Raw genomic sequence first — 20500 nt, 5'->3', positions numbered from 1 at the left:
CGCTCCAGAATCGGTTCGTCGGAACCTCCATCCTATCGCGCGAGGCCCCTCCAAATGCCGTGTGCGGCTCTACACGGGGATAAATCGTGTCGAGCCGGGATCGACCATGGCCTAACCGTAGGTATCGCGCGGACCGCGGCCTGGAACGGCTCTGGGCCCCCATTTCCACGAGGGGACGTCGGGGCCCACGAAGCGGATAGCCTCGACCCCCGCCTCGGGGAAGCGCCGGACGATCTCCGACAGGATGTGCGCGCGCATCAGCTGCAGTTGCTTGGCCCACGCCGTCGAGTCCGCCTGGACCGTGAGGGTTCCGGCATCCAGAGCCACCGGCCGGGTGTGCGCGGCGGTGTCCGCCCCGGCCACCTCGTCCCACGTGCGGACGAGGTCTTCGCGGGAGAGCTGCGGCTCCCAGCCCGCCGAGCGGGTGAGCGAAGACAGCACGTCACCGAGGCCGCGGGGATCGCGCCCCGGGGAGAACGGCGCGTTCTCCCCGTCGTCGCTGCGTCGTCGGCGCTTCTTCTTGCGGTACGGCGAGGGCTCGAGGCCGCGCAGCCGCAGGTACGTGGCCATCGTCTCGGGCAGCTCGGCCTCGTCAGCCATCGACGGCGTCCTTGATCTGGCCGGCCTCGACGCGCACGACGTGCGCCCGCAGTCCGTCGGGCACGTCTTCTTCGACCGCGGAGGTCACGATGACCTGTTCGTAGCCGGCGGCGAGTTCGGCCAGTCGCACGCGTCGACCGGCGTCGAGCTCGGCGAACACGTCGTCGAGGATGAGGACGGGGTCGCCCAGCCGAGACTCCGCCCGCAGCAGCTCGGCCGAGGCGAGCCGGAGCGCGAGCGCCACCGACCACGATTCGCCGTGCGAGGCGTAGCCCTTCACCGGCAGCCCGCGCACGCGCAGCACGAGGTCGTCGCGGTGCGGACCGACGAGCGTGAGCCCCCGCTCGAGCTCGGCCGAGCGACGAGCGGCCAGAGCGGTGCGGAACTGCTCAGCGAGGGGGCCCGAGGCCCCGTCGTTCACGTCGTCGCCCTCTTCGGGGTCGCCGCCGCCGAGCGAAAGCGCCCAGGACAGGCGGGGTTCATGGTCGGCGCCCGCGATGGCGGCGTACGCGCGTGCCACCGGCTCGGACAGATCGGATGCCAGGGCCAGCCGGGCCTCGATGACCTCGGTCCCGAGGGTGATGAGCTTGTCGTCCCACACGTCGAGGGTGCTGAGGGCGTCCCCACGGACCCCGCGGGCGCGAGCCGACTTCAACAGCGCGCTGCGCTGACGCAGCACGCGGTCGTAGTCGGCGAGGACGGCCGCCATGCGCGGGGTGCGCTGGACGATCAGCTGATCGGCGAACCGCCGCCGCGACGAGGGGTCGCCCCGCACGATCTGCAGATCTTCGGGAGCGAACAACACGACCTGCGCGTAGCGCGGGAGCTCGGAGGTGCGGACGTTGACGCCGTTGACGCGGGCTTTGTTGGCGCCCTGCCGGTTGAGCTGCAGCTCGAGAAGCACGCTGCGCTCCCCGTGGGCGAGGCGCGCGCGCACGATCGCGGCATCCATTCCGTCGCGCACCATCGGTGCGTCGTTGGAGACCCGGTGCGAGCCGAGCGTGGCGAGGTAGGCGACGGCCTCGACGAGATTGGTCTTGCCCTGACCGTTGCGGCCGACGAACACGTTGGCGCCGGCGGAGAGCGTGACGTCGGCGCCCGCGTAATTGCGGAAGTCCTTCAGTCCGAGCTGCTCCACGATCACCGAGTCAGACTACCCGCCGGGTCGGACATCGCCGCCGGGAGCGCGTACTCAGCGCAGCAGGAGGTTGGGCTGCAGCAGGTACTTGAACGAACCCTCGCCACCCTTGTCGACCGAGGTCTGCGGCGTCACCAGCACGGGGCTGAGCTTGTTGGCGTTGTCACTCGAGGTGAACGTGATGCGCGTGAACTCGCTGCGCACCGCCCCGAGCGACTCGAGGAGGTACTGCGGGTTGAGGCCCAGGGTGACCTCGTCGCCGACGAGGGTCGCATCGACGGACTCGGTCGCGCGAGCCTGCTCGGTGCCCGAGGCATCCATCGACACGCCCTCGGGGCCGAAGCTGAAACGCAGCGGCGCGGAACGGTCGAGCACGAGGGCGACGCGGCGGACGGCCTCGGCCAGCTCGGCGGTGTTCACCACGCTGTGGTGCTCGGTCTGCGCGGGGAACAGGCGGCGCACGGGCGGGAAGTTGCCCTTGATGAGCAGCGACGTGACGGTCTTGTTACCCGACGAGAACGCGATGATCTCGCGGTCGCCTGAGCCCGAGAAGGCGATCGAGATGTCGCCGCCGTGGGCGAAGGTCTTGCCGACCTCCTGCAGGGTGCGCGCCGGAACGAGGGCAGACGTGGGCTCATCGGATGCCGCCGCGCCACCGTCCCAGGGGATCTCGCGGAGGGCCACGCGGTAGCGGTCGGTGGCGACCAGGCTCAGCTGCGTGCCGGTGACCTCGAGCTGCACGCCCGTGAGAACCGGGGTGACGTCGTCGCGGGACGCGGCGAAGGCGACCTGCGCGATCGCCGTCGCGAACTCGTCGGCCGGGACGAGGCCGGATTCACCGGTGACCTCGGGGATGGCCGGGTACTCCTGCACGGGCATGGACGCGAGCGTGAACCGCGCGGAACCGCAGGTGAGCAGAATGCCGCCGTCGTCGTCGACCGCGATCTGGATCGGAGCGTTCGGCAGACGGCTGGCGATGTCGCTGAGGAGGCGGCCGTGGACGAGGATCGTGCCGGGCTCGTCGACCGTCGCCTCGATCGTCGTGCGCGCGGATGCCTCGTAGTCGAAGGCCGCGAGGGTGAGTCCCTGTTCGCCGGCCTCGATGAGCACACCGGCCAGGATCGGCTGGGGATTGCGCTGAGGCAGGAGCTTGACCACGAACGAGACGGCTTCGCTGAACACATCGCGATTGACGTGGAACTTCACGGACGCTCCCTTGACGGCGGGTATGGCTTACCCATGCTAGTGCCCACTCCCACGCGGGTCCGTCGAGCCGCCGCCGCACGGCGAGGTCATCGAATCTCTCTTAACAACGGGAAATGGTCTTCATCTTGTTAACCGCTGTGGAGAGTGTGGATAACTGTCGCGATGCGTGTTAACAGCAGGGATCGCGGCCGCTGGTAACTGTGGACGCGTTGCGGAGAAGCTGGGCGGTTAACAGCTCCGGCCGACGACCGCGTCGACCGCTCCTCCACAGAGTTAACGCGTCCGTGCACAGGTCATCCGCAGCAAATCCGAGTTATCCACAGGTTTTCCACACTGTGAAGAACCTCGTCGAAAAGTGGTCCTCAGGGGCCGTAGACCGCTGTTCCGGGCGAGAAAACGCGAAGGGGGTTCGCTCACGGATGTGAACGAACCCCCTTCGGAGAACGGCTTTCAGCGCATGCGTCCGAGCTGGCTGGTGATCTCCGACACCTGGTTGAAGATCGAGCGCCGCTCCTTCATGAGGTCGCTGATCTTCTTGTAGGCGTACATGACGGTGGTGTGGTCGCGGTTGCCGAACAACTGACCGATCTTGGGCAGCGACAGGCTCGTGCGCTCCCGGCAGAGGTACATCGCGATCTGTCGCGCCGTCGCGACCGCCTGCGATCGACTGGAGCCGTACAGGTCGTCGACCGACAGCTTGAAGTACTGGGCGGTCGCCGTGATGATGTCGGTCGGCGAGATGACGTTCGCGTCGTCCTGGTCGATGATGTCGCGCAGCACCGTCTGGGCGAGCGACATGTCGAGGGTCGAGCGGTTGAGGCTCGCGAACGCCGAAACTCGGATGAGCGCGCCCTCGAGCTCGCGGATGTTCGACGACACCACCGTGGCGATGTACTCGAGCACATCGTCGGGGATGAGGAGGCGTTCGCTCTGCGCCTTCTTGCGGAGGATCGCGATACGCGTCTCGAGGTCGGGCGCCTGGACGTCGGTGATGAGGCCCCACTCGAACCGGCTGCGCATGCGGTCTTCGAAACCGGTCAGCTGCTTCGGCGGCAGATCGCTCGTGATCACGACCTGCTTGTCGTGGTCGTGGAGGGTGTTGAAGGTGTGGAAGAACGCTTCCTGCGTCTCGGCCCGACCCTGAAGGAACTGGATGTCGTCGATCAGCAGGATGTCGACGTCGCGGTAGCGGGCCTGGAAAGCGGAGCCCCGGTTGTTCGCGATCGAGTTGATGAAGTCGTTCGTGAACTCCTCGCTCGAGACGTACCGCACCCGGATGCCGGCGTACATGCTCGCGGCGTAGTCGCCGATCGCGTGGAGGAGGTGCGTCTTGCCGAGACCCGAGTCGCCGTAGATGAACAGCGGGTTGTAGGCCTTGGCGGGCGCCTCGGCCACCGCGACGGCCGCCGCGTGCGCGAAGCGGTTGGACTGGCCGATGACGAAGTTGTCGAAGGTGTACTTCGGGTTGAGTCGCGTGTCATTGCGAGAAGCGGGGACGATCGGTTCGGGCTCGGCCTCGACGGTGCTCGGGGGGACCGAGACGCCGGCCGCCGGCGTGCGCTCCACGCGCGGAGCGGGGGGTCGGTGCGATTCGACCACGTCGGGGTTCACCACGACGCGGAACGTCGCCACCTCGGGGTCGGAGCCCTGCACCTGAGAGAGGGCCTCGAGGATGGGCGCGCGCATGCGCTTGTTGAACTGCGCGGCGGTGAGGTCGTTCGGCACGTCGAGGTAGAGCGTTCCGCCCATCACGCCCTGCGGAACAGCCAGATTGAGGAAGCCGTGGAGCTGCGGAGTGACGCGGTCGTCGGTGAGAAGATGGTCCAGCACACTCGACCAGACGGGGACATCCGGTACTTCGTGCAAAGACATATCCCCTCCGGGATCTAGACGCGACGGGTGATCGACGTGTCGCGTCGAACCTGTGGATAACTTCCGGGGCCACGCTAGTTCGCGGCTCTCGCGGAGCAAAATCCACTGTAGGACCCGGCCGCGTGTCTTTGCCACGCTTGTGGACAACACCTGGGGATAATGGGCGGTCGCGTCCTCGGTTTGAGTTAACGCCGCGCGCGACGTAGCCTTAGTCGGTTGACTTATGCCTATACGGCAGTCCCGACCCCGTCCCCGGCAGAAGAGCATCGGGCGACACCACCTCCGGAGTGACCCATGAGCAAGCGCACCTTCCAGCCCAACAACCGTCGTCGTGCCAAGAAGCACGGTTTCCGTGCCCGCATGCGCACCCGCGCCGGCCGCGGCATCCTCGCCGCGCGTCGCGCCAAGGGCCGCACCGAGCTCTCGGCCTGACCCACCAGGTGCTCGCGAAGCCGAACCGACTCACCCGCGGATCGGAGTACAAAGCCACAGTCCGACGGGGCTCTCGCTGTGCCGGAGCGCACACCGTGACCTATGTCGGATCGTCGGCTGAGACCGAATCCCCGCGCTTCGGCTTCATCGTGAGCCGACAGGTCGGCTCCGCGGTCATCCGCAACACCATTCGCCGCCGCCTCAAGGCGGTGTGCGCCGAGGCGCTCCCGTCCATCCGCGGGGGCGCCTCGATCGTCATCCGCGCACTCCCCTCGGCCGCGACCGTCGACTACGCGACGCTCCGAGCAGACGTCGTGCGGTGTCTCGAACGAAAAGCTTCGGCATGAGCACGTCCACACTCCCCGCGTCGGCGACGGGCACCGCCCGTCTCACGGTCGACGGAGTCCTGGCATCCGTCCCCCTGCTCCCGCGCAACGCCGGGCTCGCGTTGTTGCACGCCTACCGGGCGACGATCTCGCACGTCTACGGCGACGTGTGCAAGTACTACCCGTCCTGCTCCGCCTATTCGGTGGGCGCCGTGCAGCAGCACGGACTCGTGAAGGGCGTCGTGTTCACCGCCGCCCGTCTCGCACGCTGCCATCCCTGGGCTCAGGGTGGCATCGACGACGTCCGTCCTCATCGGGCCTTCCCCCACGACCTCACTCGGCACGGCTTCGTCGTGCCCTCCCGAAAGGACTGATCCGTGCCGGATCTCATTGGAATCGTCCTCTGGCCGCTCAAATGGGCGGTCGAGCTGGTGCTCGTCGGTTGGCACGCGCTCTTCACCGCGCTGGGCATGCCGCCCGCGGCCGGTCTGACCTGGGTGCTGTCGATCGTCGGTCTCGTGCTCATCGTGCGCGCCGCGCTGATTCCGCTCTTCGTGAAGCAGATCAAGAGCCAGCGCAAGATGATGGAGATCGCTCCGGAGCTGCGCAAGGTCCAGGAGAAGTACAAGGGCAAGCGCGACCAGCTCTCCCGCGAGGCCATGAGCCGCGAGACGATGGCGCTGTACAAGAAGCACGGCACCACGCCGGTGTCGAGCTGCCTGCCGCTCCTGGTGCAGATGCCCATCTTCTTCGCACTCTTCAGCGTGCTGAACGACGTGTCGAAGCACGCCAACAGCAATCAGGGTGGCGTCGGTCTGCTCACCCCCGAGCTCACCCGCGAGTTCTATGACGCGCGACTGTTCGACGTGGCATCCATGCACGTCAACCTCGTCACCGCGTGGGGTCAGGCCGACGGTCAGGTGACCGTCGCGATCCTGCTGACGCTCGTCGTGCTCATGATCGCGTCGCAGTTCTTCACCCAGCTGCAGATCATCTCGAAGAACCTGTCGCCCGAGGCCAAGACCGGTCAGGCGTACCAGATGCAGAAGATCATGCTCTACATCCTGCCGCTGGCCTTCATCTTCTCGGGTGTCTTCTTCCCGCTCGGCGTCGTCATCTACTGGTTCGTCAGCAACCTGTGGACGATGGTGCAGCAGTTCATCGTCATCCGTGAGATGCCGACGCCCGGTTCCGACGCCGCCAAGGCGCGCGAGGAGCGCCTCGCGCGCAAGGGCAAGGCCATCGACTCGTCGGGCAAGGTCGTGCCGATCGAGAAGTACCAGGCCGAGCAGCAGCGCCTCCTGGAAGAGGCCGAGCGCGCTCGCGCCGCAGCTCCGAAGCGTCAGCAGCCGGTGGGCAAGCAGCGCGCCAAGAAGCAGTCCACGAAGAACAGCGGAGCCGCGGGGAACCCCGGGTCCTCCCCCGCCTCCTGACCCCTGGGAAGATCACGATGACGACGTCCGATCAGATCGCCGAACCGACCGCCGCGACCGACGAGCAGCTCGAGCAGGAAGGCGACATCGCCGCCGACTACCTCGAGGGACTGCTCGACATCGCCGACATCGACGGCGATCTCGCCCTCGACGTGCGCGCCGGCCGCGCGTATGTCTCGGTCGAAGCCGACGACGCCGGTTCGCTGTCGGCCCTGTCGCACCCGGATACCGTCCAGGCTCTGCAGGAGCTGACGCGGCTGGCGGTGCAGAACTCGACAGGGCGGTTCTCGCGCCTCATCCTCGACATCGGCGGCTCGCGCGACGCGCGCCAGCGGCAGCTGGAGACCCTCGTCGACCGGGCGATCTCCCGGCTCGAAGAGGGTGCGTCGCAGGCGTCGCTGCCGGCGATGTCGAGCTACGAGCGCAAGCTCGTGCACGACATCGCCGCTGATCGCGGGTACTCCTCCGAGTCGTTCGGCGAGGGCGCAGACCGTCACACGGTTCTGCGACGCGGCTGAGCCCTACCGTGCCGGAACAACTCGAAGCGGAGCCCGTTGCCGCAGCCGTGCTCTTCGGTGACCGTCTTGAGCTGGCACGGCGTTTCACGGCTAACCTGGCCGCGCACGGCGAGGAGCGTGGACTGATCGGTCCGCTGGAGCTCCCGCGCCTGTGGACCAGACACATCCTCAACAGCGCGATCGCGGCGCCGTTCTTCACGGGGCGTGCCGTCGACGTGGGCTCGGGAGCGGGTCTTCCCGGACTCGTGCTCGCCATTGCTCGTCCCGACGTCGACTGGACGTTGATCGAGCCGATGGAGCGACGTACGCAGTGGCTTTCCGAGCAGGTCGACGAGCTCGCGCTCGAGAACGTCACGGTCGCGCGGATGCGTGGGGAGGAGTGGCCCCATGGGCGAGTGTTCGACGTGGCCACGGCGCGTGCGGTGAGCGCTCTGCGCACGCTGCTGCCGTTCACCGCTCCGCTGGTTCGCCCGGGCGGGAAGCTGGTTTTTCTCAAGGGAGCCAACGTGGCGGCTGAGATCGACGCGGCCGCGAAGCAGGTGCGAAAGTACGGGCTGGAGGACGTGTCGGTCGAGGTCGTCGGTGAGGGACTGCTGGAGGAACCGACGCGCGTGTTCCTCGCTACCGTGGCCCGCTGACCTTAGCATGTATACCTGCCGCGACCGGTCGCGCCTGAGACGGTCGAGAGCGGACGGTCCGTAACTCGGCGCGTGGGCTCGAGATCCCGCGCAAGCACGGGTGGCGGCCCCGCATCGTCGGATGCCGGCGGCTCGCCTCCAGACAGCGTGGGGTGGGGGATGGTTCACGGTCGGTGGGTCGATCAGACGACGAAGGTCGCAGCGTGTGCAGCGACGACCCGGTTGCTCCGATGGCTGAGGGTCCGATGGGTCGGCGCGACGGAACGTGGTCGTCTCGTACAACACCGTCCTTCGAGTGACCGCCGGCCTACGACGTTGAGTGCGGGGTGGAGCACGGGGTTATGAGCTCGTGCCCTGTAATCGCACGGCAGCTGCTGCGCGCCCCGGAGGTGGCGCTTGTCATGAATGGCCGTTGGCCGGTCCCGGTTCCGCGCGACCCTCGAGCGGGTGTCAGCTGACGCGACGGATACCAGGACGACGTCCTCCCGGCTCGTACGCGCATGACTCGCCCGAACGGCCTCTTCGCACAGTGGGGTCTGGTCGTCGTGACGCCGATTCGGCGGGCTCGTCCCCTGGGTTGACCTTTGCTCGCCGTGTCCCCCTCCGGTTTGCGCCGCTGCTCATCGTTCCCGTTGTCCTCGTTCCGCCGAAATACCCCGTCCAGCGCGACCCGCCCCCTCGGACGGGTCAACCGCGAGCAAGACGCTGAGTCGGCTGCGTGATCCATAGGCGCTCGATCTTCGCGGATCGACGGGTCTCGGACGCGTATGCGAAGCGGGGCGGTCCGCGTCGGCCCTCGGTCTGCTGCCTCACGAGGGTTCGGGAGGACAGTGAGGCCTACGGTGGCTCGATGTCGGAGTTGAGGAGGATGTGGCTCGGTATCGTCCGATCGTCCCGTGACGGGCGGTGCAGTCTCGAGTCCGTGTGGAGGTCGCCCCCTACCGAGCTACGGATAGCCGTGGTCGGGCTGGCTTGTGAGTGATCGGTGTTTCACGTGAAACACCGGGCTCGTCGAATGCGATTTGCGTATGCATTTCCTGGTCGGCGCGAGGGGTCGATTGCGTTATCGCAACCGTTCCAAGGCGCCCTAGACGCGAGACGCTTGGGTGCTGGTGCGCGAGCGCGGAGAAGGGAGGCGACGCGCAGCGTTCGGTAGCAGAGGGACTGCTGTTCCACGTGAAACGCTGCGGCGCAGGTCTCCTGTCGGAACTGCGCAGTCCCGACATGGTCCAAGGACCGTCGGAGCCGCGACGGACAGTGGACAGAGTCGAATCGATCCAGCGCGTTGCGTCACGCGGGGAGATTCGGCAATCGTCGGGATACGAATTCGGAAGGGCCCATCGGCTCGGATGAGAACGCGCGGTTCGCCAGGTAGCCCGTGGCATGGGCAACTTCCATCTTCACCGCCGGTGTCGCTGAGCCGCGCGTGCTCGGGTGGTGGGTCGTGCTGTCGTCAATCCCGCTTTGTACCACTGCATGTGCGGCTATCGAGAGGAGGGGCAATGGGTCGGCCTTCGTCGTTGACGCGAGTACAGGGCCCGACCTCGGGCCCGCTTGCCTCCGTTGCTCAGCACCAGGGGCGCTCCCCCGCGTGCAGGCAGGCCATTCCATCCGGAGTACTCCCTCGATCGCAACGAAAGGGCAGTTGCGAAGCTCCGCCCGTCGGTGGATGGAGGGTGGCGGTCGCGTCGTCGAAGCTGCACCACGCCTGGCTGGCGCAACATCGCACCTCGGCGAGTTGCTGATGTACCCCGCCATACCAACCTGCGATTGTTGTTGCGGCCCCTGGGCGGGATCTTAGGAAAGGGCCGGGCGGGCCGTGGAAACCCGTTCAGAGCTTCTCGAATGCGTGCGGCGCGGATGCCAAGTCTGCACGACGCCCTATCTCAAGGCGGGGAGGTCCCGTCCGCCTCGGCATTACGGTGTGCCCAGTCGCGTGGGGCCGCCGCCTCCCGTCAGTACTCGACGCGATCGGGCAGGCAGCACAGTGCGTGGACGTTTCACGTGCAACATCCATCATGAGTGATGACAGAGCCGGCGTTCACTCCCCCACGACGGCAATGGCGCCGAGGTGTGAACAGAGATGGACAGTGGTTGCGGGTTTCCCTTGCTCATCGCTGGTGGGTCGAACCAGCGGCGGTGCTTCTCGCCGTGACAAGCGCGCTGGCCGGTTCGGTGGCTCGTCCCTGCTTGGACGCGGCAGCACGTTCTACACAAGGGCAAGCCGCACGGAGGTGCCATATTTCGTCCATTCGGGTCCGTCGTGGGCCGTGTCAGGTGGAGAGTGCGCCGACATGGCTTGGGTGCTCTGTGCCGGCCCCACACGTTCTCACGCAGTGGTGGAGAGCGCAGCGATCGTGAGAGCAAAGGGGGCAACGTGGCGTCGTCCCTGCGGGAGCACGCCAGCGCTACCCCATTCCACGACGAGCATCTGGCAGTGCTCGCGTTTCACGTGAAACATCACGCTGGCCCGGGCGCGTGAAGGCCATCGAGACAATCCTTCACCGCTATGACGGCTCCACTCGGAGCGGAGGTGGTTGCACACCCATTCATCGCACACGTCGCAGGCCGCACTGTGCAAAGGGAGCGTTTCACGTGAAACACCTCGCCTGCAGCGAGGCGGCCGCGCACGCGGACGCATCCGGACCCCACAGTCACTCCAGCTGAATTGGCAGAATCCAAGGATTCTCGTCGCCATCGCGACCCAGGAGATCCATGTGTTTCACGTGAAACAAAGGCGACGCCGGCTCGGCAGACCCTCAATTCAACGCAACCCGTGAGGCGAGTCTCCGCGTCCGCGGGTGATGTCAGACCGCCCGGGTAGACTGGTGGCGTTCGCGACGGTGGAAGGTGTTTCACGTGAAACAGTCTGGTGAGACGGCTGCATCGTCTTCTTTCGACGACTCCCCCATCGCTCGAGAAATCGCGGATCTGTCAGCGCGACGCCGCGCCCTCGAGGCTAGCCAGGTGGAGCTATCCGGAAGCACGCGTGTCTTCACAGTGTCGAACCAGAAGGGCGGCGTCGGCAAGACGACCACCGCGGTCAACATCGCTGCTGCTCTCGTATCCGTAGGTGCCCGCGTCCTGGTGATCGATCTCGATCCGCAGGGCAACGCGTCCACGGCGCTGGGCGTGGCGCACAACGCAGAGACCCCTAGTGTCTACGACGTGCTCATCGATGAGTTCCCCCTCGCGGACATCGTCCAGGAGAGCCCGGAGTCACCGAACCTCCTGTGCGCGCCCAGCACGATCCACCTCGCGGGAGCGGAGATCGAGCTGGTCTCCCAGGTGGCTCGAGAGCACCGCCTCCGCGGTGCGCTGCGCGATTACCTGTCCGCCGATGACACGGCGCATCTCGACTTCGTCATCATCGACTGCCCGCCTTCCCTCGGCTTGCTGACCATTAACGCATTCACCGCGGCCGACGAGGTGATGATCCCGATTCAATGCGAGTACTACGCCCTGGAGGGTCTGAGTCAGCTGCTCGGCAGCGTGCAGATGATCCAGAAGCATCTGAATCCCGGGCTTCACGTGTCGACCATTCTGTTGACCATGTACGACGGTCGCACCCGGCTCGCGCAGCAGGTCGCCGATGAGGTGCGTTCGCACTTCACGCACGAGGTGCTGCGCACGGTGATTCCACGGTCGGTCCGCGTCTCGGAGGCGCCGAGCTTCGGGCAGACGGTGATCGCGTACGATGGCCAATCGGCGGGCGCCATCGCCTACCGCGAAGCCGCGGTCGAAATCGTCGCACGCGACACCACGAAGAAGGGCTCCTGATGGCTAAAAGGACTGGATTGGGCCGCGGGATCGGCGCCCTCATCCCCACCGCAGAACCGTCGGAGTCGCGGCCCGTCGACGTCTTCTTCCCCGGTGCCTCCACGGCACAGAAGACGGAGGCGTCCCCCGAGATCGACACCGCCGCCGTCGATGATCAGCTCGTGTCCGTGCCCGGTGCGCGGTTAATCCAGGTCGACCCCAAGACGATCGTCCCCAACCCGCGACAACCGCGCACGCACTTCGACCCCGACGACCTCGCCGAGCTCGTCCATTCAGTGCGCGAGTTTGGTGTTCTGCAACCTGTCGTCGTCCGCGACAAGGGCGACGGCACGTACGAGCTCATCATGGGTGAGCGACGCACCCGTGCCTCGCGCGAGGCGGGTCTCGACTCCATCCCGGCTGTCGTTCGCGAAACCGAAGACGAGTTCCTGCTGCGCGACGCGCTGCTCGAGAATCTGCACCGCTCTCAGCTGAATCCCCTCGAAGAGGCATCCGCCTACCAGCAGCTACTCGAAGACTTCGGGATCACTCAGGAGGAGCTGGCGACCCGCATCGGGAGGTCACGGCCGCAGATCAGCAACACCATCCGTCTGCTGAAGCTGCCGGTGCCGGTGCAGCAGCGCGTGGCCGCGGGCGTGTTGAGCGCGGGTCACGCGCGGGCCATCCTGTCGCTCGATGACCCGAAAGAGATGCAGAGACTCGCCGACAAGATCGTCAACGAAGATCTGTCGGTGCGCGCCGCGGAAGCGGCGGCCAAGATGCCCGGCGTCGCGCCGGTCCGGCAGAAGCCGCGGGCCGGCAGCCAGCGCTCGGGGCTCGACGAAGTCGCCGAGCGTCTCGGAGATCGCTTCGACACCAAGGTGCGAGTGTCTCTCACAGCGCGAAAAGGCCAGATCAGCATCGATTTTGCGACGGTACAGGACCTGAATCGCATCCTCGCGGTGCTGGGTGAAGAAGGTTACACGGGCTGATCCCGGGTCCATCTCGCGGACAGCGAACCGTTCGGCGCCCTCGGTGTCGGTGGGTCGACGTACGCTGGAATGGTGACAGCGAACGATGACAGCCCGCGCCGTCGCGCCAGCCTCGAGCTTCTGCGCGCCGAGGCGTCCGACGAACTGGCCGTGCTGATCCACGAACGCCTCCGGGGTGGTGAAGACCCGTGGGACTTCATGGAAGATCTTCCCTCGGTCGACGAGCTCGTCGTGCTCACGTTGCGGGCCGAGAACATCTCCGAGAACGGCGGCGTCCGCCCGAATCGTTCCCGCAACTACCGCGTCCTGCGGCAGATCGCTCTCGACTATCCCCCGCTCACGCGGGCGGTGTGGCGCATCCTTGGCGAGGAAGAGCCACACCGCCGCTGGGACGCCTCCGTTCGCCTCGACGCCTCCTGATCGCCCGCATCCCGTTGCAGGCGCTCTGCGGGCCGCACAGAGCGGCGCAGCGACGGCGCCGAGGTCACGGCACCCCGTCCTCTCTAGCCCGGTTCCGACGGGCTTCTCTCCTCCGGACGGTGAACGCATGAAGGCCCCGACGCCGGAGCGTCGGGGCCTTCATGGGAGCAGATGTCAGCCGAGGAATGCGGCGAGATCCTGCTCGAGCGCGTACTTGGGCTTTGCGCCGATGATGGTCGTCTTGACCTCGCCGCCGTGGAACACCTTCATGGCGGGGATGGACGTGATCTGGTACTTCATCGCGAGGTCGGGGTTCTCGTCGACGTTGAGCTTGAGGACGGTGATCTTGTCGGCGTTCTCGCTCTGGATCTCGTCGAGGACGGGAGCGACCATACGACACGGTCCGCACCACTCGGCCCAGAAGTCCACGAGAACGGGTCCGTCGGCCTGCAGGACGTCCTGCTCGAACGTTGCGGAGGTCGTCGCCTTGGCAGTCATTGCTATTTCTCCTTAGATGAGAGCGTCAGTTGATGAAAACGCCGGTGAGCCCGGTTTTGTTCCTCAGACGACCGCGGCGTCGGGAAGACCCTCGATGGGGCTCTCGGCGACGGCGGGCTCGCCGGCCTCGCCGCGGGCGGCGAGGAAGTGCTCCACGTCGAGAGCGGCGACGGTTCCACTTCCCGCCGCGGTGATGGCCTGGCGGTAGGTCGGGTCGATGACGTCGCCGGCGGCGAAGACACCCTCCACCGACGTGCGCGACGAACGGCCGTCGACCCAGATGGTGCCCTGGTCGGTGAGCTGGAGCTTGTCGTGCACGAGGTGCGTGCGCGGGTCGTTGCCGATCGCGACGAAGAGACCATCGAGGGGCAGCTCGCGGGTCGAGTCGTCGACCGTCGAGCGCAGGCGCACACCGTTCACCGCCTCGTCGCCGAGGATCTCGTCGACGGCGCTGTTCCAGATGAACTCGATCTTCGGGTTCGCGAACGCGCGCTCCTGCATGATCTTCGACGCGCGCAGCGAGTCCTTGCGGTGGATCACGTAGACCTTCGACGCGAACTTGGTGAGGAAGTTGGCCTCTTCCATCGCCGAGTCTCCGCCGCCGACGACCGCGATCGTGCGGTCGCGGAAGAAGAACCCGTCGCACGTCGCGCACCACGAGACGCCGCGACCCGACAGTCGGTCTTCACCCTCGAGGCCGAGCTTGCGGTAGGCGGAGCCGGTGGCGTAGATGACCGAAACGGCCTCTTCGACCTTTCCGCTGCCGAGCGTGACCTTCTTGACGGGCCCGTCGAGCTCGAGCGACACCACGTCGTCGTACAGAACCTTCGCACCGAAACGCTCGGCCTGCGCCTGCATCTTCGCCATGAGGTCGGGACCCTGGATGCCGTCGGGGAACCCGGGGAAGTTCTCGACCTCGGTCGTGTTCATGAGGTCGCCGCCGGCTTCGACGGAGCTCGCGACGACGAGGGGCTCGAGGTTGGCTCGGGCGGCGTAGATGGCGGCCGTGTAGCCGGCCGGGCCCGATCCGATGATGATGACGTGACGCACGGTTGCGCCTTCCTCTCGTTGATTCCGTCGGATGAAACCCATGGTAGCCGCGGGGTATTCCGCGGCCCCGGGGCTAGCGCTTGGGGAGGAACCGCCGGCCGAGCGCGAGCGCCGGGGCGAGTTCAGGGGTGCGGAAGACGGCCAGGATGCCGATGTACACGGCGAGGACGACGAGACCCAGCACTGCGGCACCGGCGATCCCCGCGGGCACGCTGCTCGTCATCCATCCTTCGGAGCCACCCAGCAGGACGAGGGTTCCCCACCCGGCGGCCGCGGCGGGGATGGCGGCGAGGGTGAACCGACCGAGCGCCGGCAGCCACGAACCGACACCGATGCCCGACAGTCTGCGGTGGAGCAGGACGGTCGCGACGACCACTTGCACGATGCTCGCGAACGACTGGGTGAGGGCGACCGCGGCGGCCAATTCCGAGCGATCGATGACGGCGCCCGCAGCGACCGCCCCGCCCGCAACGAGCGCGCACTGCAGCAGCGTGAAGAGGAAGGGGGTGCGGGTGTCGTTGTAGGCGTAGAACGTGCGCTGGACGACGAAGAGTACGGCGAGCGGCACCAGGCAGACGAGGAAGCACCACAGGACGGGGGCGGCCGCGATCGCCTGTTCCGGCCCGTTCGTGAAGATCCGGCTTGCGGGCACGGCGGCGACGGCGAGGGCTGCGGTCGCCGCGACGATGAAGAATCCGAGCGTGCGGATGCTGCGCGCGATGTCGGCCCGCACGTCGTCGTCGCGTCCCGCGGCGGCGTGCTCGCTCAGCTGTGTGAAGTAGGGCGTCCCGATCGAGAGCACGATGATCGAGTACGGGAGCATGAAGAGCAGCCAGGCGTTCTGAGAGGCGAAGATCGCCGGGTCCTCACCGGAGGCGCCGGAGAGCACGTTGGACTGCACGATGCCGGCGAGCTGACCTGCCACGACCATGAGGAAGGTCCAACCCGCGAGCCGGCTGATGTGACGCAGCCCCACGCCTCTCCAACGGAAGTCGGGCCGGAGCGTGAGCCCGGCCCGGCGCCAGAAGAACATGAGGACGGCCGTCTGCACGACGATGCCCGCCGTCGCCGTGGCGGCGAGCACGGCGATCATGGCCGGGGTCCACGCCTCCACGCGGGTCTGTGGTCCGCCGAAGAGGAGGATGAAGGCCCCGAAACCGGCGATCGAGACGATGTTGTTGACGATCGGCGCCCACGTGTAGGGGCCGAAGACGCGGCGGGCGTTGAGGATCTCACCCAGCAGCGCGTAGAGACCGTAGAAGAAGATCTGCGGCAGGCACCAGTAGGCGAAGGCGGTCGAGAGGGCCAATTGATCGTCGGTGAACTTGCTCGCGTAGACCTGCACCAGCAGAGGCGCGGCGACCATCGCGAGAGCCGTGGCACCCAGCAGGCCGACCGTTCCCAGTGTGAACAGTTTCGAGATGAAGGCCTGTCCCCCGTCGGCGTGCGCGGCGGCTTTCACGATCTGCGGGACGACGACGGCGGTCAACAGACCTGTCGAGATGATGGCGTAGATGTTGTTGGGCAGCTGGTTGGCGACGGCGAACGCGTCACCCGCGCTGCTGATCGACCCGATGGCCGCGACGAGCACGACCGTGCGCAGCACCCCGCTCACGCGGGACACGATGGTCCCCGCTCCGATGAGCACGCTGGCCCGTCCGATGCTGCTCACGGGCGCGTCTCCTGCTCGTCGTCCACGGGTTCGGTCGGGTCGTCGGCGTCTTCGGCCGGGCTGCGTCCGTCGGCATCCGGGTCCTTCACCCCGATGCCGTCGGTGGGGGTGTCGGCATCCGGATCCGAGGCCGCGGCCTCCTCGGCGCGCACCCGCCGACGACGGGCGACCGTGCGCACGACGCCGAGTGAGAGGAACCCGACGACCAGGGCGATGATCACGACCAGGCCGATGTTCTCCCACTCCGCGCGCACCTCGACGTCGACGGACTGAGGGGAACCGATCGGCACGCCGGTCGGGCTGTACAGCTGGAAGTCGACGCTCACCTCGCCGTTGGCGATGCGAGCTTCCACCGGCACCTCCATGCGCGTGTTCGCCGAGGCCTGGGCGTCGACGGTCGTGCGCTCCTGCACGCGCAGTCGCGCGTCATTGGTGCGCACCGCCAGCACCACGGTCACCGGCCACGGCAGGTCGTTGCGCACCCACGGGCGCAGGGGTGCGCTGGAGCTGACGAGGCGGAAGTCGGATGACAGGATGCCGACCGAGTCGAGGGTGGTCCGCGTCGCGGCGCGATGGTCGGCGACGGCCTGGCGGGCGGCATCCCCCGTCCACGACGCGCTCATGACCTGGAGCACCTCCGCGCGCTCGCGTCCGGTGAGCAGCTCGGGTTGGTCGAGGATCGTGGCGAAGCTGTCGATGGTCTGCTCGTCGCCCAGCAGGTCGTTGACGTCGGCCACCCGTGCGTCGTCAACCGACGGAGCGTCGAGCGAGACCTCGGATGCCGGAAGTGCGGCGATCGTGCGCAGGGTGGTGCCCGTGAAGCCCGGGGCCCCGGCGAGAAGACCCAGGGTGGCCCGCAGGCTCACGCGCGAACGGTCGGTGCCGCGGTCGAGGACCGCCAGCAGGGGCTGGTCGCCGGCGGTGGATCGCGCGATCGCGAGGTATCCCTGGGCGGCGGCGAGGGAGGCACCCCGTCGGGTCGCGTCGTTCTGACCGGCGGCGGTGGCAAGGGCGCGGGAGACCTCTGCGTCGTAGACCGGGGTGGAGACCCCGCCCGAAGCGGCAGCGGCTTGACGGCCGCCCCCGGAGACGCTCGTCGAGGCGACGAGGACGTGCGTCGGGTCGTCGCCCGTGCCGAGGGCTCCGAGGGCCGCGACCGTCTCGGCACCGGCCGAGCCGGTCACGGGCCAGTACACGTTCGGCGCGGCGGTGCCGATGTCGAGCAGCGTCGTCAGCGACGGGTAGGTCGGCAGGCCGGGGGTCGACGACGCGGAGGGATCCGGCGTCGACACGGCCGAGACGGCCGGTGCGGGCTGGGTGAAGTCGGTGGCCGACATGTAGTTCTGCAGCGAGGTCGGGGCCAGCGGCGCGGACAGGCCCGCCCGCAGCTGCGCAGCGATGTCGGCGTCGCCGAACTGCAGGGCGAAACGGTCGTTCGGCAGCGCGAGCAGGCGCTGCAGCCACGCCACGGCGGTGGGCGGGGCGGCCGAGCCGAGCACGCGGATCGCGGCGGGGATCGCCGGGTCGACGGCGAGGGTGGCGGCTGTGCCGTCGACCGAGTCGAGCTGCGCCGACAGGGCGCCGTCGACGGCCGTCAGCTCGGCGAGCTCGTTGGCCGTGAGCAAGCCCCGTGTCATCGGCGCGACCGTGATCGGGACGACCACGGCGACCGGCGTCTGCGACCCGCCGTCGGCCGGCACGACGACGACGCTCGGCGTCGACAGGCCCGCCTCGGGAGCGGTCACGAGCACGGGGTAGACCCCCGCGCCGCGGCCCGAGAGCGCCGGGTCGGTCGGCGGGACGCTCAGCGTCGTCGTGGCCTGAGCGCCGGAGGCGGCGGCATCCACTGTTCCCGTCGCGATCTGCTGCACGGTGACTCCCGTGGGATCGCCGTTCAGCCATCGGTCGAGGCTCGCGTCGTCGCCGAAGGGGGAGGCGCCGATCGACAGGGTCACCGGGCTGGAGGCCTGGCCGGTCGAACCCGCGGTGAGCGAGACCACGACCGACAGAGGCTCGCCCGCGCGCAGGACGCCGTTCGCCCCGGGAGCGGCCGCGAGGACCGCGGGAGAGGCGGTGGGCGACGGCGAGGGGGTCGTCGCGGCGACGGCGGCGGACGCGGGCAGCGCGACGCCCAGAGCGAGCGCCCCCGCGGCGAGGGTCGCCAGCAGCCGGCGCGTCAGCGAGCGCCGTGGCACGGGTGGGCCCGAAGGCGGGGAGGTCACGGTCATACGGTCGTGGGTGGGACGAGGGGGCCTCGCATCGCGACGAGTCTAGGCCCGCGTCCCTTCGAGCCCCCCGATAGCCTCGCGCAACCGATTGAATGGACCGGTGCTCCCCGAACCCGATCCCGCTCTCGCCCAGGCGCTCGCCGAAGACCTCCGCTCCGCCGGCTACGCGAGCGCCGCCTTGCGGCACGCGTGGGGCGAGCAGGCCGACGACGCCGTCGCGCGCGGGCTGCGCCGCCCCGCGGAACGCGCCCTGGCGGGCCGTGACGACGCCCTCGCGATCCTCGGTCGCCTGTGGGGGCTGGGCCTGGCGGTCCCGGATGCCGCTGCCGCCGCCGCCCTGCCCCGTGTGGGGGTCGACGGTGCCGTTGCCCTCGGCCTCGCCACCGCCGCCGACGGGCTCGTGCACCCCGCGGTGCTCGTGCGTCCCCAAGCGTTCTCGGACGATCGCGGCGAGGTGGAGTGGTGGATCGCGAGCGACCTCGACGAGGCGGCCCTGGGAGGCCCGCTGCCCGAGGACCACGTGCTGGGCGTAGGCGGGGCGTCTCAGACGCTCGCCCGGCTGCAGCTGACGCGTCGTGCCGCGACGGCACTCGATCTCGGGACCGGCTGCGGCATCCAGGCTCTCCGACTGCGTCGGCTCGTCGACCGGGTCGTGGCGACCGACATCTCGGAACGCGCGCTGCGGTTCACGCGCCTGAACGCGCTGCTCAACGGTGTGGACGGCATCGAGACCCGGCTCGGTTCGCTGTTCGAGCCGGTCGAGGGCGAGACGTTCGACCGGGTGGCATCCAATCCCCCGTTCGTCATCACCCCGCGCGTCGAGGGCGTCCCGGCGTACGAGTACCGCGACGGCGGAATGGAGGGCGACGCGCTCGTCGCGTCCGTGATCGGCGGGGTCGGCGCGCACCTCGCGCCCGGTGGCGTCGCGCAGTCGCTCGGCAACTGGGAGTACCGCGAGGGCGAGTCGGGGCTCGACCGCGTCCGCGCCTGGGTCGGGACCGGGCTCGACGCGTGGATCGTCGAGCGGGAAGTGCTCGACCCCCTCGCCTACGCCGAGCTGTGGGTGCGCGACGGCGGAACGGTCCCGGGCACCCCGGCCTACGCACGGCTCATCGACGCATGGCTCGACGATTTCGTCCGGCGCGGGGTCACCGGTGTCGGGTTCGGGTACGTGCTCGTGCGCAAGCCGCTGGCCGGCGGGCCCACCCTCGCGCGCTACGAACGCGTGGCGGGCGGCGGCGAGGCGGCGTTCGGCCCGCACCTGGCGGCGTGCCTCGCGGCGCATGATCGCGCCGCGCTGCTCGACGACGACGACCTCGCCGACAGCGTGCTCGTCGTGTCCGGCGACGTCACCGAGGCCCGGCACCACCGCCCCGGCGAGGGCGATCCCTCGGTCATCGAGCTGCGCCAGGGCGGCGGCTTCGCCCGCACGATCGAGGTCGACCCCGCGCTCGCCGCCCTCGTGGGCGCGTGCGACGGGGATCTCGCGACCGGTAGTCTCATCGACGCGATCGCGCAGCTCATGGAAGTGGATGCCGCGCACCTCCGCGCCGACCTCCTCCCGCGGGTGCGCGAGCTGCTGGTGACCGGATTCCTCCGCTTCGCCGACGCGTGACGGGCTGGGCTCCTCTCGGCGTCGAGTGTCGAGAACACGCCGCACCCCGCGCGCGCGACACGGCGTGTCGTGGACACTCGACGGGGGTGGGGCAGGACTGCGG

At 68.4% G+C, this 20500-nt stretch carries 18 protein-coding genes; 10 read left to right on the top strand and 8 right to left on the bottom strand.

The window, feature by feature from the left end; translation table 11 throughout:
• Positions 1-111 precede the first annotated feature (111 nt).
• From Q9R20_RS06110 to dnaA, 4 genes are all read right to left on the bottom strand, one after another.
• Entirely contained in the window at positions 112-600 is a 489-nt protein-coding gene (locus Q9R20_RS06110) for a DciA family protein (RefSeq protein ID WP_311248499.1), read from the bottom strand.
• Positions 593-1744 (bottom strand): DNA replication/repair protein RecF, encoded by a 1152-nt coding sequence (gene recF / locus Q9R20_RS06105; RefSeq protein ID WP_311248498.1) that lies wholly within the window; start codon positions 1742-1744, stop codon positions 593-595. The genes Q9R20_RS06110 and recF overlap by 8 nt, the downstream gene beginning before the upstream one ends.
• Positions 1745-1792: 48 nt before the next feature.
• A complete protein-coding gene (gene dnaN / locus Q9R20_RS06100) occupies positions 1793-2944 on the bottom strand; it encodes a DNA polymerase III subunit beta (protein WP_295836012.1) in 1152 nt (383 codons plus the stop codon).
• 450 nt (positions 2945-3394) lie between these two features.
• The gene (gene dnaA / locus Q9R20_RS06095; protein WP_311248497.1) at positions 3395-4816 is read right to left on the bottom strand and encodes a chromosomal replication initiator protein DnaA; all 1422 of its coding nucleotides are present in this window, start codon (positions 4814-4816) and stop codon (positions 3395-3397) included.
• Between the two features lie 294 nt (positions 4817-5110).
• On the opposite strand from dnaA, the gene rpmH reads away from it, so the two are divergent.
• The 9 genes from rpmH (at position 5111) to Q9R20_RS06050 (ending at position 13334) form a co-directional block, all read left to right on the top strand.
• Positions 5111-5248, top strand: a complete 138-nt coding sequence (gene rpmH / locus Q9R20_RS06090) for a 50S ribosomal protein L34 (RefSeq protein WP_013584598.1) — start codon at positions 5111-5113, stop codon at positions 5246-5248.
• A gap of 8 nt (positions 5249-5256) precedes the next feature.
• Entirely contained in the window at positions 5257-5595 is a 339-nt protein-coding gene (gene rnpA, locus Q9R20_RS06085) for a ribonuclease P protein component (protein ID WP_311248496.1), read from the top strand.
• Positions 5592-5948 carry a membrane protein insertion efficiency factor YidD gene (gene yidD, locus Q9R20_RS06080; RefSeq protein WP_311248495.1) on the top strand — a complete coding sequence of 119 codons (357 nt, stop codon included), beginning with the start codon at positions 5592-5594 and terminating at the stop codon, positions 5946-5948. Before rnpA ends, yidD begins: the two co-directional genes overlap by 4 nt.
• Positions 5949-5951: 3 nt before the next feature.
• Entirely contained in the window at positions 5952-7007 is a 1056-nt protein-coding gene (gene yidC / locus Q9R20_RS06075; protein WP_311248494.1) for a membrane protein insertase YidC, read from the top strand.
• A 17-nt stretch (positions 7008-7024) separates the two neighbouring features.
• Entirely contained in the window at positions 7025-7525 is a 501-nt protein-coding gene (locus Q9R20_RS06070; RefSeq protein ID WP_311248493.1) for a R3H domain-containing nucleic acid-binding protein, read from the top strand.
• 8 nt (positions 7526-7533) lie between these two features.
• A complete protein-coding gene (gene rsmG / locus Q9R20_RS06065; RefSeq protein ID WP_311248492.1) occupies positions 7534-8163 on the top strand; it encodes a 16S rRNA (guanine(527)-N(7))-methyltransferase RsmG in 630 nt (209 codons plus the stop codon).
• Positions 8164-11013: 2850 nt separating this feature from the next.
• Complete coding sequence (locus Q9R20_RS06060; protein ID WP_311248491.1) at positions 11014-11943, top strand: AAA family ATPase; 930 nt, start codon at positions 11014-11016, stop codon at positions 11941-11943.
• On the top strand, positions 11943-12914 hold the full coding sequence (locus Q9R20_RS06055; RefSeq protein ID WP_311248490.1) for a ParB/RepB/Spo0J family partition protein: 972 nt from the start codon (positions 11943-11945) through the stop codon (positions 12912-12914). Before Q9R20_RS06060 ends, Q9R20_RS06055 begins: the two co-directional genes overlap by 1 nt.
• Positions 12915-12986: 72 nt before the next feature.
• Complete coding sequence (locus Q9R20_RS06050; RefSeq protein WP_396653667.1) at positions 12987-13334, top strand: tryptophan synthase subunit alpha; 348 nt, start codon at positions 12987-12989, stop codon at positions 13332-13334.
• A gap of 174 nt (positions 13335-13508) precedes the next feature.
• Here the strand turns inward: Q9R20_RS06050 and trxA are convergent, their stop codons facing one another.
• From trxA to Q9R20_RS06030, 4 genes are all read right to left on the bottom strand, one after another.
• Positions 13509-13832 carry a thioredoxin gene (trxA, locus tag Q9R20_RS06045; protein WP_311248489.1) on the bottom strand — a complete coding sequence of 108 codons (324 nt, stop codon included), beginning with the start codon at positions 13830-13832 and terminating at the stop codon, positions 13509-13511.
• Between the two features lie 63 nt (positions 13833-13895).
• A complete protein-coding gene (gene trxB / locus Q9R20_RS06040; RefSeq protein ID WP_311248488.1) occupies positions 13896-14882 on the bottom strand; it encodes a thioredoxin-disulfide reductase in 987 nt (328 codons plus the stop codon).
• A gap of 73 nt (positions 14883-14955) precedes the next feature.
• Positions 14956-16554 carry a murein biosynthesis integral membrane protein MurJ gene (gene murJ, locus Q9R20_RS06035; RefSeq protein ID WP_311248487.1) on the bottom strand — a complete coding sequence of 533 codons (1599 nt, stop codon included), beginning with the start codon at positions 16552-16554 and terminating at the stop codon, positions 14956-14958.
• A complete protein-coding gene (locus Q9R20_RS06030) occupies positions 16551-18776 on the bottom strand; it encodes a DUF6049 family protein (RefSeq protein ID WP_311248486.1) in 2226 nt (741 codons plus the stop codon). The genes murJ and Q9R20_RS06030 overlap by 4 nt, the downstream gene beginning before the upstream one ends.
• A gap of 106 nt (positions 18777-18882) precedes the next feature.
• On the opposite strand from Q9R20_RS06030, the gene Q9R20_RS06025 reads away from it, so the two are divergent.
• A complete protein-coding gene (locus Q9R20_RS06025) occupies positions 18883-20397 on the top strand; it encodes a methyltransferase (RefSeq protein WP_311248485.1) in 1515 nt (504 codons plus the stop codon).
• Positions 20398-20500 lie beyond the last annotated feature (103 nt).

Origin of the sequence: Microbacterium sp. PRF11, from assembly GCF_031844085.1 — a bacterium.
Taxonomy (GTDB): Bacteria; Actinomycetota; Actinomycetes; order Actinomycetales; family Microbacteriaceae; genus Microbacterium.
The sequence above is the reverse complement of the archived record's forward strand: the minus strand, read 5'-3'. Positions and strand labels throughout refer to the sequence as shown.